This window comes from Schinkia azotoformans (assembly GCF_035811335.1).
Taxonomy (GTDB): Bacteria; Bacillota; Bacilli; order Bacillales; family Bacillaceae_J; genus Schinkia; species Schinkia azotoformans.
In genome coordinates, this window is the sequence record NZ_JARSMD010000026.1 from 106,800 (window position 1) to 122,833 (window position 16,034).

At 39.1% G+C, this 16,034-nt stretch carries 13 protein-coding genes; all 13 read left to right on the forward strand.

The annotated features are described in order from the left end of the window. Positions 1-83: 83 nt before the first annotated feature. The 13 genes from P9E47_RS16465 (at position 84) to yfmF (ending at position 16,032) form a co-directional block, all read left to right on the forward strand. The gene (locus P9E47_RS16465) at positions 84-1,133 is read left to right on the forward strand and encodes an aspartate-semialdehyde dehydrogenase (protein WP_326164053.1); all 1,050 of its coding nucleotides are present in this window, start codon (positions 84-86) and stop codon (positions 1,131-1,133) included. 68 nt (positions 1,134-1,201) lie between these two features. Continuing rightward, positions 1,202-2,404, forward strand: coding sequence for an aspartate kinase (dapG, locus tag P9E47_RS16470; protein ID WP_326164055.1), 1,203 nt, complete (start codon positions 1,202-1,204; stop codon positions 2,402-2,404). Positions 2,405-2,493: 89 nt separating this feature from the next. Beyond that, positions 2,494-3,363, forward strand: a complete 870-nt coding sequence (gene dapA, locus P9E47_RS16475; RefSeq protein ID WP_326164057.1) for a 4-hydroxy-tetrahydrodipicolinate synthase — start codon at positions 2,494-2,496, stop codon at positions 3,361-3,363. Positions 3,364-3,485: 122 nt separating this feature from the next. Further along, on the forward strand, positions 3,486-5,153 hold the full coding sequence (locus P9E47_RS16480) for a ribonuclease J (protein ID WP_003332600.1): 1,668 nt from the start codon (positions 3,486-3,488) through the stop codon (positions 5,151-5,153). 132 nt (positions 5,154-5,285) lie between these two features. After that, complete coding sequence (locus P9E47_RS16485; protein ID WP_035193799.1) at positions 5,286-6,026, forward strand: ClpP family protease; 741 nt, start codon at positions 5,286-5,288, stop codon at positions 6,024-6,026. Beyond that, the gene (locus P9E47_RS16490; RefSeq protein ID WP_003332603.1) at positions 6,023-6,244 is read left to right on the forward strand and encodes a YlzJ-like family protein; all 222 of its coding nucleotides are present in this window, start codon (positions 6,023-6,025) and stop codon (positions 6,242-6,244) included. Before P9E47_RS16485 ends, P9E47_RS16490 begins: the two co-directional genes overlap by 4 nt. 101 nt (positions 6,245-6,345) lie before the next feature. Further along, entirely contained in the window at positions 6,346-8,709 is a 2,364-nt protein-coding gene (locus P9E47_RS16495; RefSeq protein WP_326164059.1) for an FtsK/SpoIIIE family DNA translocase, read from the forward strand. A 95-nt stretch (positions 8,710-8,804) separates the two neighbouring features. Continuing rightward, a complete protein-coding gene (locus P9E47_RS16500; protein WP_003333443.1) occupies positions 8,805-9,530 on the forward strand; it encodes a GntR family transcriptional regulator in 726 nt (241 codons plus the stop codon). Positions 9,531-9,588: 58 nt separating this feature from the next. Then, positions 9,589-10,680: a BMP family lipoprotein gene (locus P9E47_RS16505; protein ID WP_003333445.1), complete on the forward strand. Its 1,092-nt coding sequence runs from the start codon at positions 9,589-9,591 to the stop codon at positions 10,678-10,680. A 225-nt stretch (positions 10,681-10,905) separates the two neighbouring features. Next, positions 10,906-12,417, forward strand: a complete 1,512-nt coding sequence (locus P9E47_RS16510; RefSeq protein WP_326164080.1) for an ABC transporter ATP-binding protein — start codon at positions 10,906-10,908, stop codon at positions 12,415-12,417. Further along, on the forward strand, positions 12,414-13,457 hold the full coding sequence (locus P9E47_RS16515) for an ABC transporter permease (RefSeq protein WP_035193684.1): 1,044 nt from the start codon (positions 12,414-12,416) through the stop codon (positions 13,455-13,457). Before P9E47_RS16510 ends, P9E47_RS16515 begins: the two co-directional genes overlap by 4 nt. Next, complete coding sequence (locus tag P9E47_RS16520) at positions 13,458-14,423, forward strand: ABC transporter permease (protein ID WP_003333448.1); 966 nt, start codon at positions 13,458-13,460, stop codon at positions 14,421-14,423. Between the two features lie 334 nt (positions 14,424-14,757). Beyond that, the gene (gene yfmF / locus P9E47_RS16525) at positions 14,758-16,032 is read left to right on the forward strand and encodes an EF-P 5-aminopentanol modification-associated protein YfmF (RefSeq protein WP_039957073.1); all 1,275 of its coding nucleotides are present in this window, start codon (positions 14,758-14,760) and stop codon (positions 16,030-16,032) included. The last annotated feature ends 2 nt before the right edge of the window (positions 16,033-16,034 follow it).

A 16,034-nucleotide genomic window follows, 5' to 3' on the forward strand; every position in this document is an offset into this window, starting at 1 on the left:
AATATGATAAAATAAACTTTATAATTTTAAAATTTCAAAAAATGGTTCTATTCAATAATGGTAATAGAGGGAAGGGGAAAAGTATGGAAAATGTAAAAGGATACCATGTAGCAGTAGTTGGAGCAACAGGAGCAGTAGGGGAGAAAATGTTATCTACACTAGAGAAAAGAAACTTCCCAATTTCAAAACTAACATTACTATCTTCAGAACGTTCAGCAGGCAAAAAGCTTTTATTCAAAGGTGAAGAGCATGTTGTTCAGGTGGCTAAGCCTGAAAGCTTTGAAGGTGTTGACATTGCATTATTTAGTGCCGGTGGATCAGTTTCAAAACAATTAGCACCGGAAGCAGCAAAAAGAGGAGCAATTTGTGTAGATAACACAAGTGCATTTCGGATGGACCCAGAGGTTCCATTAGTAGTACCAGAAGTGAATGAGGCTGATATTCATCAGCATAAAGGAATTATTGCTAATCCAAACTGCTCAACTATTCAAATGGTTGTAGCATTAGAACCAATTAGAAAAGCATTGGGCTTGAATAAGGTTATTGTTTCCACGTACCAAGCAGTATCAGGTGCAGGTGCAATGGCAATTAAAGAAATGAAAGAGCAATCCCAAGCGATATTAAATGGGGAAGCATTTACACCAGAAATTTTACCATGTGGTGCAGATAAAAAGCATTACCAAATTGCCTTCAATGCCATTCCACAAATCGATAAGTTTACAGAAAATGGCTTCACGTTTGAAGAAATGAAAATGATTAATGAAACTAAGAAAATTATGCACATCCCTGAATTATCTGTAGCGGCAACATGTGTGAGAATCCCTGTGGAATATGGACATTCTGAGTCAGTTTATATTGAAGTGGAGAAAGAAGGCGTTACTGTCCAAGAGTTGAAGGACCTTTTAGCTTCTGCTGAAGGAATTATTTTAGAAGATCAGCCTGAGGAGCAAGTATACCCAATGGCATCTACTGCTGCTGGTAAATTTGAAACATTTGTTGGCCGTATTCGCAAAGATTTGGATAATGACAAAGGATTCCATATGTGGATCGTATCTGATAATTTATTAAAAGGTGCTGCATGGAATTCAGTTCAAATTGCTGAGCGCTTGATTTCATTAGGGATTGTTAAATAAATCTAAATGATATATTCAACTTGGCACTAGAATAAAAATTATAACTACAACTTAGAAGAGGTGTCTCGATGAAAATCATCGTCCAAAAGTTTGGCGGAACATCAGTTAAGGACGAAGATAGCAGGGTTCGTGCTAAATCACATATTGAAAAAGCTTTGAGTAATGGTTATAAGGTCGTTGTAGTTGTATCGGCAATGGGGAGAAAAGGTGATCCCTATGCGACTGATACACTACAAAGCCTTGTAAACGTCTCAAAGATCAGTAATCGTGAGCACGATTTATTACTTTCCTGTGGCGAAACGATATCTGCCATTGTTTTTTCGAATATGCTAAATACAAACGGAATACCTGCAATAGCCTTGACAGGCGCACAGGCAGGTTTTCATACAAATGATGAGCATTCAAACGCAAAAATAATAGAAATGAAATGTGACCGTGTGCTAGAGGAACTTGAAACTCATGATGTTGTCGTAGTTGCAGGATTTCAAGGGTCTTCCAAAGCTGGTGAAGTAACCACTCTTGGTAGAGGCGGCAGCGACACATCGGCAGCGGCATTGGGTGTAGCCCTAAACGCAGAATTTATTGATATTTTCACAGATGTGGAAGGTGTAATGACCGCTGATCCTCGAATTGTGGAGGGGGCACGTCCTTTAACAGTTATGACCTACAATGAGATCTGTAATCTAGCGCATCAAGGTGCAAAGGTCATTCACCCCCGTGCAGTTGAAATAGCAATGCAGGCAAAGGTTCCACTTAGAGTACGTTCAACATATTCAAATGGACCAGGAACACTGGTTACTTCGGCTGTTGTGAATACAAAAGGCAGTGACATTCACGATCGGGTTGTTACTGGTATTGCGCACGTTCCCAATGTTACACAAATAACAGTAACACCGATTGAAGGGCATTATAATATTCAATCTGAAGTTTTCAAAGCAATGGCCCAAGAAGGAATTAGTGTAGATTTTATTAATATTTCACCAAATGCAATCATATATACAGTAATGGACAAAATGACAGACCGTGCAATTGCCGTATTAAAGGAATTAGGCTATGAGCCAAAGGTAATTCGAAGCTGTGCTAAAGTTTCAGCGGTTGGTGCAGGCATGACAGGAGTTCCTGGAGTTACGGCTAGAATTGTAAGTGCCCTTTCTAAGGAAGGGATTCAAATTCTTCAGTCAGCTGATAGTCATACAACCATTTGGGTTCTCGTTCATGAGGAAGACATGGTTCGGGCTGTAAATTCATTGCATGACGAATTTTGTCAATAGAAAGCGAAGCGACCGTCAAGCGAAGTCTACTAGTCGCTGGGAGCTGTAGCTGGACTGTGAAATATGAATTTTGTAAGGGGTTGAACAAAATGGTTTTTGGTCGCGTCGGTACAGCCATGGTAACACCATTTGATGTAAATGGTAATATTGACTTTGATAGGGCTACGGATTTAGTGAACTATTTGTTGGATAATGGAACGGATTCGCTGATTGTGGCTGGAACGACAGGAGAATCTCCTACTCTAACAACAGAAGAAAAAGTCGCTTTATATCGCCACGTCGTGGAGGTGGTAAATGGAAGAGTTCCAGTAGTTGCGGGGACTGGTAGCAATAATACTCGCGCCTCAATTGAACTGACGAAAAAAGCAGAAAAGGCTGGAGCAACTGCCGTCATGCTTGTTGCCCCTTACTACAACAAACCTGACCAAGATGGGTTATATGAGCATTTTAAGGCAATAGCAACTGAAACGAATCTGCCGGTTATGATCTACAATATTCCGGGGCGTTGCAGTATTAATATATCTGTAGATACAATTATTAAATTATCGAAAGTTAAAAATATCGTTGCTGTGAAGGAAGCAAGCGGAGACTTAAATGCAATGGCGGAAATTATTTCACTGACGGATGACGATTTTTATTTATACACCGGTGATGATAGCAACACATTGCCAGTGTTATCAATCGGCGGTAGAGGTGTTATTTCTGTCGCATCCCACATTATTGGAAATGAAATGCAAGAAATGATTTCACTATTCGAAAACGGAGATGTAAAAAAAGCAGCCCAATTACACCGGCGCTTATTGCCAATCATGAAAGGGCTGTTTATCGGACCTAATCCGGTGCCGCTTAAGTATGCATTACAGGCAAAAGGGATTGACACTGGTTCCGTAAGGTTACCGTTAGTCCCATTGCAAAAGGAAAAGCAATTAATAATTGATGATTTATTAAAAAAATACTAAATGATTGAAATTCTAAACGAGCCTATATTTAGGCTCGTTTTTACTTGTACTAAAATTCTTCCATACGGTATAATAAATGCAAGTGACTTAGAGCGGTTCAAAACTGAATAGGAGGATAAGAATTGGTAAAGAAAGAAAACAATCCAGTTAGAATATTTGCTCTTGGGGGCCTAGGGGAAATCGGTAAAAATATGTATGTCGTTGAGGTAGGTCCTGAAATCTTTGTCATCGATGCTGGATTAAAATTACCGGAAGATGAATTGCTTGGAATCGATGCTGTAATCCCAGATATTACATATCTACAAGAAAATGTTTCTCGAATTAAAGGGATCTTTCTTACCCATGGGCATGAGGACCATATTGGGTCGTTAGCTTATGTCTTAAGACGTATCCGGGTTCCAATATATGGAACAAAGTTGACGATTGGGTTAGTTGCCAATTTATTAGAGGAATCTGGACTGAAATATGGTAATTTGTTAAAGGAAATTCATGCGGATACGGTTTTGGAATTTGAATATGCTAGTGTATCTTTTTTTAGGACAACTCATAGTATTCCGGATTCGGTGGGGATTGTAGTACATACTTCACATGGAGCGGTCGTTCATACGGGGGACTTTAAATTAGATCAAACACCAGCAGACGGTGTTCGCTTTGACTTCTTTAAAATGTCTAGGCTCGGAAAAGAAGGTGTTCTTTGTCTATTATCTGATAGCACGAATGCTGAAATTCCTGGCACGACAGGATCTGAAAGCTCAGTAGGTGAAGAACTATGTGATTGTATACGAACTGCTGAAGGTCGTGTTATTGTTGCAACTTTCGCATCCAATATTCATCGTATACAACAAGTATTTGATGCAGCTGTGCTGACGGATAGAAAGGTTGCTATTATTGGCAATAGTATGAAACGGGTTATCGAAATATCGATGGAGCTTGGATATATCGACATTCCAGAAAAATTAATGATACCGATTTCAGAAATTGAAAAGTGGAATGATCAACGTGTTCTTATCTTGACTACTGGTGTTCAAGGAGAACCTTTAGAGGCCTTGGCAAGAATGGCAGGTAAATCACATAAGCAAACCTCTATTAAACCAGATGATACTGTCATTATTGCAGCTTCAACCATACCAGGTCATGAAAAGCTTGTTTCAACTACGATAGATTTACTTTTCAGGACAGGAGCTAATGTTATTTACGGGCAAAGAAAAATAAATGTCTCCGGTCACGCCAGTCAAGAAGAGTTAAAAATGATGATCAGTGTCATGAACCCTATGTTTTTTATCCCGATCCAAGGGGAATATAAAATGCAGCGGGCCCATGCTAAGATTGCTGAATCTACAGGGATGGATTCAGACCAAATCTTTTTAATGGAAAATGGAGATGTATTTGAGTTTAAAAATGATCAAGCACGAATAGCGGGGAAAATTCCAGCTGGCAATGTGTTAATAGATGGCCTAGGGATTGGTGATGTCGGTAATATTGTTTTAAGAGATCGACGACTATTATCTCAAGATGGCATATTAATCGTCGTAGTTACTCTATCAAAAGAAAAGAATCAAATTATTTCTGGACCTGAAATCATTTCAAGAGGATTTGTATATGTTAGAGAATCCGAAGAATTATTTGATAAATCAAACGAAATCGTGCAGCAGATTATTATGAAGTGCATGAAAGATCGTACAATCGATTGGTCTACATTAAAAACAAGTATACGAGAATCGCTTAGTCACTTTTTATTCGAAAAAACAAAAAGAAGACCAATGATTTTGCCGATCATAATGGAAATTTAAAAAGCGGAACTGACCACATTTGGTCAGTTCTTTTCTTTTATAGAATTAAATGCTCTGTTGGGATTCATACTATAGATACTTTGATTTAATGAAAGGAGTTCCATTATGGCAAATTTCGAAAACAAACCGTCTATGGAGCAAAGCGATTCCGATCAGGAACAAAAAGATGTTAAAGATTCTTTAGTAGATAAAATTCAACAATTAGGGCAAACAAATGTACCGCAAATGGGACAGGAATCAAATATACATTGCTTAACAATCATTGGACAAATTGAAGGTCATATGCAATTACCACCGCAAAATAAAACGACAAAGTATGAACATTTAATTCCACAAATTGTAGCGATTGAGCAAAATCCGAAAATTGAAGGGTTATTACTAATTTTGAATACGGTCGGTGGTGATGTTGAGGCCGGTCTTGCTATTTCTGAAATGATTGCATCATTATCGAAGCCGACTGTGTCGATTGTACTCGGTGGTGGTCATTCGATCGGAGTTCCGATTGCGGTAAGTGCTGATTATTCGTTTATTGCTGAAACAGCAACGATGACCATCCACCCTGTTCGTCTAACAGGTCTTGTCATTGGGGTCCCACAAACGTTTGAATACTTAGATAAGATGCAAGATAGAGTTGTCTCATTTGTTACATCGCATTCTAACATAACAGAAGATCGTTTTAAGGAACTAATGCTTTCAAAAGGGAATCTAACCCGTGATATTGGTACAAATGTTGTTGGAAAGGATGCAGTAAAATACGGTCTTATTAATGAGGTTGGAGGGGTAGGTAAAGCAATTGCAAAATTAAACCAATTAATTGAGGAAAAACGGATGACTACCTCAACCTCAACTAATGAAAGTGAGATTCTGCAATGATCATGTATACGACAATGCCGCATGAATTAATTTTTCAAGAAAACCTTGATTCCTACTCAAAACAGTCCATTATAAATGTCAATGGCTTATCATTAGTAGTGGAGCCACTTTCTAATGAAGAGTGCCGAGTTGTCCAAGTTTTAAGTACAAATCCATACGATTTTTTAAATAATGCTTACTCACCGGGATCAATTATCATGTTGAAACCACAATTTTAAGTCGATTTTATTAACATTATGGTATAATAAATAAAAACGAACGAAGCAGCCTTTTACTCGGCTGCTTTCCTTTTTTATACTTTTAGATCAAGGTGATTGATATGGCAAAATCTAAGAAAAAAAGATCCGAAAAAAGAGCATTAGACTGGAAGAGGACGCTGACATATGAACTTGGAGGACTCGTGCTTCTGGCAATATCAATTATCGCTCTTGCCAATATTGGCGGTTTTATCGGTCGGGCATTAATCGAGTTATCCCGTTTCTTTTTTGGGGAATGGTACAGCCTATTATTAGGAGGACTCTTACTCCTGTCGCTATATTTTATTATTAAACGAAAATGGCCTCGTTTCGCTACAAGGAGATTGGCTGGGGCTTATGTTATAATTGCGGCTCTTTTGCTATATTCGCATGTAGAAACTTTTGCGGAAATTAATAATCAAGCCCCATTAGGGAATCCCTCCATTCTGAAAAATACCTGGAGTCAATTTTGGGGTGAGGTTAAAGGAGGGGCCTCGCTCGTCCTAGGAGGAGGAATGATCGGAGCGATTCTTTTTGCAATATCCTATTTCCTTTTTGGTGCGATGGGAACTAAGATTATTTTTTTATTCCTTATGATGATTGGGCTTATTCTTTTAACGGGAATTTCAATCCATGATATTTTAACAACGGCCGGCCAAAGGATATTTCAATTTATTAAAAACCAGTTTATTGGTTTTGTCGCTGATGTAAAAGGTAAACTTTCAAGCAGAAGAAAAAAACAGAAGAATAAGGAAAGCCGAAAAAATAAAGCAAAGACTGTAGCAGAAGAGATTGAAATTGAAGAGGGAAAAAACGAAACGATTATTTTAGATCATGGCTACCATGAAGAGGTAGCACCGATCATTTCTGATTTTAATGAAGTAGCTAGTAATGATACTTCTGCTAGTCTTCATAGGGAAGAGATCGATCACCAGCAAACAAACACTAAAAAAGAGGCGGACGAGCACGAAGAAAGAGCGGATGCGACAGTATCAATGACCTTTACGGAAGTCGCCAATGAAGCTTATCAATTGCCGACAAATGAGCTATTAAAAAAGCCAATACATAATAGTCAAAACCAAGAGAAAAAATTAATTTCAATCAATGCCCAGAAATTGGAAAAAACCTTTGAGAGTTTTGGTGTTAAAGCAAGGGTGAGAAAGGTTCATTTAGGACCTGCGGTTACAAAGTATGAAGTTCATCCTGATGTTGGTGTAAAAGTTAGCAAGATCGTAAGTTTAAGTGATGATTTAGCATTGGCCTTGGCCGCTAAAGATATCCGGATTGAGGCCCCAATTCCCGGTAAATCTGCGATAGGAATTGAAGTTCCTAACCAGGAAATTGCGATGGTTTCGTTACGGGAAGTTTTAGAATCAAAAAATAATAATCCAAATGCTAAGTTAATGGTTGGACTTGGACGTGATATATCAGGTGAAGCAATTTTAACCGAACTAAATAAAATGCCGCATCTTCTTGTTGCGGGTGCAACCGGAAGCGGGAAAAGTGTGTGTGTTAACGGAATTATTATAAGTATTCTCATGAGGGCCAAGCCACATGAAGTAAAACTAATGATGATTGACCCAAAAATGGTTGAACTGAATATGTATAACGGAATACCACATTTATTAACACCGGTTGTCACAGATCCTAAGAAAGCATCACAAGCCTTAAAAAAGGTTGTTTCGGAAATGGAACGACGCTACGAATTATTTTCACACACTGGTACACGAAATATTGAAGGGTATAATGATCATATTAGAATCCACAATCAGGAGACAGGCGAAAAGCAACTTGAATTACCATTTATTGTCGTGATTGTTGACGAGCTTGCTGATTTAATGATGGTCGCTTCAAATGATGTTGAGGATGCGATTACAAGGCTTGCCCAAATGGCACGAGCGGCCGGCATTCATTTAATTATTGCAACACAGCGCCCATCAGTTGATGTTATCACTGGGGTTATTAAAGCGAATATTCCATCAAGAATCGCGTTTAGTGTGTCCTCATCCGTTGATTCAAGAACGATCATCGATATGGGCGGTGCCGAGAAACTTTTAGGTCGAGGCGATATGTTATTTTTACCTGTGGGTGCTTCAAAGCCTGTTCGAGTCCAAGGTGCTTTTGTTTCCGACTCAGAAGTGGAGGAAGTTGTTGATTATGTTATTTCTCAACAAAAGGCACAGTATCATGAAGAAATGATGCCTACTGAGGAAACGGAAGTAACGATAGAGGTTGATGATGATTTATTTGATGATGCAGTAGAATTAATAACAGAAATGCAAACTGCTTCCGTATCGATGCTGCAAAGACGATTCAGAATAGGCTATACAAGGGCAGCAAGGCTTATCGACGCTATGGAAGCTAAAGGAATAGTCGGACCCTATGAGGGTAGTAAGCCGCGGGCTGTATTGGTATCAAAAATTAAAGATGAGGTATCAAATCAATAAAGAGTGAGCATCATGTTCACTCTTCTTTTTTTATGGTATAGTTAAGAATACAGGTCAGAGGTCTGATGTCTCATCATTAACCATGGAGGAAACCAATGAATATTAAACCGGATACTAGACATCTTTATTTACAGGTAGTCGATAAAATTAAAAATGATATAGATAGAGGGCTTTATAAAGAGGATGAGAAGCTTCCGCCGGAATTTGAATTAGCAAAACAGCTGGGAATTAGCAGGGCAACATTAAGAGAGGCATTACGTGTGTTGGAAGAAGAAAGTATCATCATTCGTAGACACGGGGTAGGAACATTTATCAATCCGAAGCCGCTTTTTACTTCAGGCATTGAGGAATTATTTAGCGTAACAGATATGATTAACCGGGCTGGTAAAAAACCAGGGACCATTTTCGTCTCTTCCACATCTAGACAAGCAACAGCAGACGACGTGAGTAAATTTAATTGTTCCTATGACGAGGAAATTGTTGTAATTGAACGTGTTAGAACTTCTGATGATGAGCCTGTAGTCTATTGTATTGATCAAATTCCAAGTTCCATTTTGCCGAAAAATTACACTCATGAATTGGGTTCTATTTTTGAATTATTTGAAAGAGAAGTAGGCTGTCATATTACGTATGCGGTCACAAATATTGAGCCTTTAGGATTTTCTGAGAAAATTTCACCCAGCCTACATTGTGAGGTAGATGCATCTTTATTAGTTATGAAACAAATGCATTTCGATCAAAATGATCGGCCAACTTTTTACTCTTGCAATTATTTCAGAGCGGACAAGTTTAGTTTCCATGTCTTAAGAAAAAGGGCGTAATAATTACATAATTCTTGTGCAAAATAAGAACGAAAATCTATTAAAGGGAGGACTGAACTTGGCTAGAAAAAAAGCTGGTCTTTTGATTTCCGTTCTATTTGCAGCAAGTACGATCCTCGGTGGTTGTGGAACTGCCGATAAAGGAAAAGACAATAAAGAAAACGCAGGTGAAGGAGCACCCGCCGAAGAGGAAAAAGGATTTAGTCTAGCAATGGTAACTGATATGGGTGGGATTGATGATAAATCATTCAACCAGCTAACTTGGGAAGGGATCAAGGAATTTGCTAAGGAAAATAATCTTAAAGAAGGCGAAGGCGGTTATGCATATCTGCAGTCTACTAGTGATGCAGATTATGCCCCAAACTTGAATAAGCTAGTAAGAAGTGGCTACAAGCTAGTGTTTGGCGTAGGCTATTTAGTGACGGATGCGATTTCGGAAATTGCCGACCAAAAGCCTGACGCCCAATTTGCAATCATTGATAGTGTTGTTGAAAAGCCCAATGTAGCCAGCCTCACCTTTAAAGAGCATGAAGGCTCCTTTTTAACTGGTGTGGTTGCCGGATTAACAACGAAAACGAATAAAATTGGATTTGTCGGTGGTGTTGAGTCTCCATTAATCGAGAAGTTCGAAAGTGGTTTTAGAGCCGGTGTTAAAGCTGCAAATCCCAATGCAACGGTTGAAGTTCAGTATGCTGGATCATTCACCAAAGCCGATTCCGGTAAGCAAATAGCTGCGAGCATGTATGCTTCTGGAATTGACATCATTTACCATGCTTCAGGTGGAACTGGAAATGGAATATTCTCTGAAGCAAAAGATTTAAAAACAAAAGATCCTAACCGTGAACTATGGGTGATTGGTGTCGACAAAGATCAGGCACTTGAACATGGAAATGAGGTCACCCTTACTTCTATGGTGAAGCGGGTAGATACTGCTGTTCAGGATCTTGCGAAACGTACAATGGAAGGGGATTTCCCTGGCGGTCAGGTTCTCGAATATGGTCTTGATGTCGATGGTGTTGGCATTGCTGATTCAAAAGAAAATCTTTCAGATGAAGTGCTGAAAGCTGTTGATGATTGGAAACAGAAAATTGTCAACGGGGACATTAAAGTACCACACACTCGTGCGGAGTACGATAAATTTGAAGTATGATGATAATCGGAAAATAGGAAGCGCCTAAGGGATAACTAGGCGCTTTATCTCTTTCGATTAACTTTATTCTGCGAATAAAGTTAAAGCCTCCGGCGGATGCCTCGGATTTTCAAATGTAGTTTTTCGAGCAAGCTCGAAAAAATCCGGGCACAAATACGCCAAGGCGTATTTGATTACACTGTACTTTTAAGAGGAGTGAGGTACTTGAGTGAATATGTAATCGAAATGTTAAATATCCGTAAAGAATTCGGCGGCTTTGTGGCCAATGATAATATTACCTTACAGTTGAAACAGGGAGAAATCCATGCGCTTTTGGGAGAAAATGGAGCTGGGAAATCAACACTAATGAATGTCTTATTTGGATTATACCAGCCGGATGGCGGGGAAATCCGTGTTCAAGGCGAAAAAGTCAACATATCGAATCCGAATATTGCCAATGACCTTGGAATTGGTATGGTGCACCAGCATTTTATGCTTATCGATATCTTTACTGTAACCGAAAATATTATATTAGGGAGTGAACCTTCAAAGGCTGGCAAAATTAATATAAAAAAAGCAGAAGAGGAAGTTAGAGCTTTATCCGAGAGATATGGGCTCGCTGTAAATCCATCCGCAAAAATAGCAGATATTTCGGTCGGTATGCAGCAACGGGTCGAAATTTTGAAGACCCTTTACCGTGGAGCAGAAATTTTGATCTTTGATGAACCTACGGCTGTATTGACACCGCAGGAAATAAAAGAGTTAATTCAAATTCTGCGGAACTTAATTAATGAAGGAAAGTCGATTATTTTAATTACTCACAAACTAAAAGAAATTATGGAAGTATGTGATCGCGTAACAGTTATTCGAAAGGGTAAGGGGATTAAGACTGTAAATGTTTCCGAGACGAATCCGAACGATTTAGCGTCCTTAATGGTAGGGCGTGAGGTTACCTTTAAGACAGAGAAGATATCCACAATCCCCGGAAAAGAAGTTTTAATCATAGAAGATCTAGTTGTTAAAGATTCAAGAAATGTAACAGCTGTTGATCACTTGAATTTAACAGTCCACGCAGGCGAAATATTGGGGATTGCCGGTGTCGATGGCAACGGGCAAACAGAATTATTAGAAGCGATTACAGGATTAACGAAGGTTGATGCAGGGATCATCACGCTAAATGAAAAAAACATAACGAACCTTCCACCAAGGAAAATAACCGAAATAGGGATGGCTCATATTCCGCAAGACAGACACAAACATGGCCTTGTTTTAGATTATCCAATTGGTATGAATATGGTGTTGCAAACGTATTATAAACGGCCTTTTTCGAATAAGGGCATCTTAAAATTTGATGTAATAAGCAAAAAGGCTCGGCAGCTTATCGAAGAGTTTGATGTCAGAACCCCTGATGAATTCACAATAGCTCGAGCATTATCGGGCGGAAATCAACAAAAGGCGATTATTGCCCGTGAAGTAGACCGTAATCCTGAATTATTAATTGCTGCCCAGCCCACACGTGGTCTCGATGTAGGTGCGATCGAATTTATTCACAGACGGTTAATTGAGCAGCGGGATCATGGCAAGGCTGTCTTATTAATTTCTTTTGAGCTTGATGAAATTATGAATGTAAGTGACCGAATTGCCGTTATCTATGAAGGGAAAATTGTCGCCACAGTTGACCCGAAAGAAACAACGGAACAAGAATTGGGTTTATTGATGGCTGGGAGTAAGCGCACGGAAGAAGGTGTTCCTTCATGAATAACCGCTTAACAAATGTACTTGTACCTGTATTCGCTGTTTTATTAGGAATTATTGTCGGAGCCATTGTCATGCTTGTTAGTGGGTTTAACCCCATTAGTGGCTATAGTGCTTTACTATCAGGTGCATTTGGTGACCAGTATTATATCGGTGAAACAATTAGACAAGTCACCCCTTATATCTTAGCTGGTCTTGCTGTCGCCTTTGCTTTTCGTACAGGCTTATTTAACATTGGAGTGGAAGGACAGTTAATGGTAGGGTGGCTTGCTGCCGTATGGGTTGGAGTGAGTTTCGAGGCACCGAAAATAATCCATCTACCGCTGGCGATCCTTGCCGCAGCCCTTGCAGGAGCAATTTGGGGAGGAATTCCCGGATTTTTAAAAGCTCGGTTTAAGGTTCACGAGGTTATTGTGACGATTATGATGAATTACATTGCATTGCATGTAGTAAACGCCATCATTCGCTCCGTTTTATCAGATCAAGGATATAAATCTGAGAAAATATTAGCTTCAGCATCATTAAGGTCGTCACTCTTACAAGCACTTACAGATTATTCTACCATGCACTATGGCATTCTTGTTGCGATTTTAACAGCTCTCATTATGTGGTATTTGCTTGAAAAAACGACAAGAGGCTATGAATTAAAAGCCGTTGGTTTTAATCAACATGCATCAAAGTATGCTGGTATGAATGTTAGTCAAAACATTATATTATCAATGGTCATTTCTGGAGCATTTGCAGGTATGGCAGGTGCAATGGAGGGTTTAGGAACCTTCGAAAATATTTCTGTTAAATCTGGCTTTACAGGAGTTGGCTTTGACGGGATTGCCGTTGCTTTATTAGGTGGGAATACAGCCTTTGGCGTTATTTTAGCCGCAATCCTTTTTGGAGCACTTAAGGTAGGCGCGTTAGAAATGCCTTCAGCTGCTGGTGTGCCTATTGAATTAGTGGATATTGTCATCGCTTTGATTATTTTCTTTGTTGCATCCAGCTACTTAATTCGTCTCGTACTGACTCGCTTGAAGAAGGAGGGAAAGTAAATGAGTTTGATGGACATTTTAGCAATCATCATCCCTTCTGCACTTTTCTTTTCTGCTCCGCTTATTTTTACAGCTTTAGGTGGAGTGTTTAGTGAACGGTCAGGTATTGTCAACATTGGGCTAGAAGGCTTAATGGTCGTTGGAGCCTTTACAGGTATTGTTTTTAATTTAACATTTGCGGATCGTTTAGGGGAGCTTACCCCATGGTTATCTGTCTTAGCGGCGATGATTATTGGTGCACTGTTTTCTTTAATACATGCAGTCGCATCGATTACGTTTAGAGCTGATCAAGTTGTCAGTGGGGTCGCCATTAATTTCCTTGCTCTTGGGGGCGCTTTATTTTTAGTTAAAAAAATATATGGCAAAGGACAAACTGATCAAATTTCCTCTGATGCCGTTTTTAATAAAATTGATGTTAAGTTTCTTTCTGATATTCCAATAATAGGACCATTATTATTTAGCAATGCCTATGTAACCTCTTATATTGCCATATTAGTTGCGATTATTTCCTGGTATGTGATTTATAAAACCCCTTTTGGTCTCCGGCTACGGTCAGTTGGGGAACACCCCCTTGCTGCGGATACAATGGGTATTAATGTTTCGAGGATGCGCTATATTGCAGTAATGATCAGTGGTGCTCTAGGTGGGATTGGAGGGTCCATATATGCCTTGATTATATCACGAGACTTTAGTCATGCTACCATTAGTGGACAAGGCTTTATGGCACTTGCAGCCATGATTTTCGGGAAATGGCATCCGATAGGTGCTTTAGGGGCGGCGCTTTTTTTTGGATTAGCCCAAAGCTTAAGCTTTACCGGACAAATGATTCCAGGATTAAGAGACTTGCCCACTGTCTACTTATTAATTGCCCCCTATGTATTGACGATCTTGGCATTAACCGGTTTTATCGGTAGAGCGGATGCGCCTAAGGCCTCAGGAACACCCTATATAAAAGGGAAACGGTAGGTAGAAAAGCGGAAGTGCCTTGCTCATCGCCGTACAAATTGGAGGGCACAACGACAGCGATAAAGGAAACTTGAATTGCGTTAGCAATTCTTAGTTGACTTATCGTAGGGAGGAGACCTGAAGTTTGCTAGGCGATAGGCGCTGGAGCTAGACAATGATGTGAACTCCATTCGGGGTTCTTTTTTGCTTTCACTAGAAATAATTAGTAAGATAGCATTATATTGGGAATACTTATGAGTTTATTTTCGTAAATTTAGACAAAACATAGTGACATATAAGTTAGTAATAGTTATTGAAGCGTGTAGCTAAAAGAGGAGGAAATTAGATGAATCTTATGAAGGAAGAAAGTGTACAATTGGATGGATTTACACTTCATGGGATCGAAACGTTAAAATATAAAACGAATACAATCGTTCTTAAGATGAAGGCCCCACTACAGGAAGATACAGTAACGACAAGAGCGCTTCTTCCCTATGTTCTACAAAGTGGTACTGAAAAATTCCCTTCCACTCTTAAACTGCGAACGAAACTAGATGAACTATATGGTGCATCATTAAATATTGATGTAGCTAAAAAGGGTGAATACCAAATCATTACGATTAGAATGGATATCGCCAATGAAAAATATTTAACAGATCAAACACCATTATTAAAAAACGGATTGGAACTTATCGCTGAGATTCTTTTATCACCTGTTATGGAAAATGGCGTTTTCTTAGGTTCCATTGTTGAAAAAGAAAAAAGAGCACTGAAATCTCGGATCCAGGCTGTATATGATGATAAAATGCGATATGCCAATATGCGCCTCATTCAAGAAATGTGTGAAGAAGAGCCCTATCGCTTAAATGCTCACGGAAATATCAATGACCTAGATAAAATATCAGCCCAAGTATTATATGATTATTATCAAAATGCATTACAAAATGATGAAATCGATCTTTATATCGTTGGTGATATCAATTTAAATTCTGTGAAGGAAGCAGCTGAAAAGGCATTTCGTTTACCGGCTAACCGTGAAAAGCGATTCGTTAAAACGAATGTCGCTCACAAAAAAGTAAGCGATGTAAAAGAGATTATCGAGGAACAGGATATTAAACAAGGAAAACTGCATATTGGCTGCCGTACAAATGTAACGTACCATGATGATGATTACTTTGCCCTGCAGCTCTATAATGGTATTTTTGGCGGTTTCTCTCACTCTAAGCTATTTATCAATGTACGGGAAAAAGAAAGTTTAGCGTATTATGCTGCATCCAGGTTCGAAAGCCATAAAGGGCTATTAATGATCATGAGCGGGATTGAGTTTGCCAATTATCAAAAGGCCGTCAATATTATTAAAGAACAAATGGAGGAAATGAAAAAAGGCAATTTTACGGATGATGAATTCTCCCAAACAAAAGCAGTCTTAAAAAATCAAATTTTAGAAACGATTGACACTCCGAATGGATTAATAGAAGTGCTTTATCATAATGTTGTTGCGGGATTCAGCCGCCCTTTAGATGATTGGCTAACAAAAATTGATGAAGTTACTAAGGATGAAGTGGAAGCGGTCGCTAAAAAAGTCAATCTTGATACGATTTACTTCCTTAGGGGATTGGAGGGAGCATAAAC

Bases quoted from the DNA above. Each gene is read 5' to 3' on its own strand.
- P9E47_RS16510 (WP_326164080.1), top strand. From the start codon at position 10,906: ATGTTAAATATCCGTAAAGAATTCGGCGGCTTTGTGGCCAATGATAAT.
- P9E47_RS16520 (WP_003333448.1), top strand. From the start codon at position 13,458: ATGAGTTTGATGGACATTTTAGCAATCATCATCCCTTCTGCACTTTTC.
- P9E47_RS16515 (WP_035193684.1), top strand. From the start codon at position 12,414: ATGAATAACCGCTTAACAAATGTACTTGTACCTGTATTCGCTGTTTTA.
- dapG (WP_326164055.1), top strand. From the start codon at position 1,202: ATGAAAATCATCGTCCAAAAGTTTGGCGGAACATCAGTTAAGGACGAA.
- P9E47_RS16490 (WP_003332603.1), top strand. From the start codon at position 6,023: ATGATCATGTATACGACAATGCCGCATGAATTAATTTTTCAAGAAAAC.
- dapA (WP_326164057.1), top strand. From the start codon at position 2,494: ATGGTTTTTGGTCGCGTCGGTACAGCCATGGTAACACCATTTGATGTA.
- P9E47_RS16495 (WP_326164059.1), top strand. From the start codon at position 6,346: ATGGCAAAATCTAAGAAAAAAAGATCCGAAAAAAGAGCATTAGACTGG.
- P9E47_RS16465 (WP_326164053.1), top strand. From the start codon at position 84: ATGGAAAATGTAAAAGGATACCATGTAGCAGTAGTTGGAGCAACAGGA.
- P9E47_RS16500 (WP_003333443.1), top strand. From the start codon at position 8,805: ATGAATATTAAACCGGATACTAGACATCTTTATTTACAGGTAGTCGAT.
- P9E47_RS16485 (WP_035193799.1), top strand. From the start codon at position 5,286: ATGGAGCAAAGCGATTCCGATCAGGAACAAAAAGATGTTAAAGATTCT.
- yfmF (WP_039957073.1), top strand. From the start codon at position 14,758: ATGAAGGAAGAAAGTGTACAATTGGATGGATTTACACTTCATGGGATC.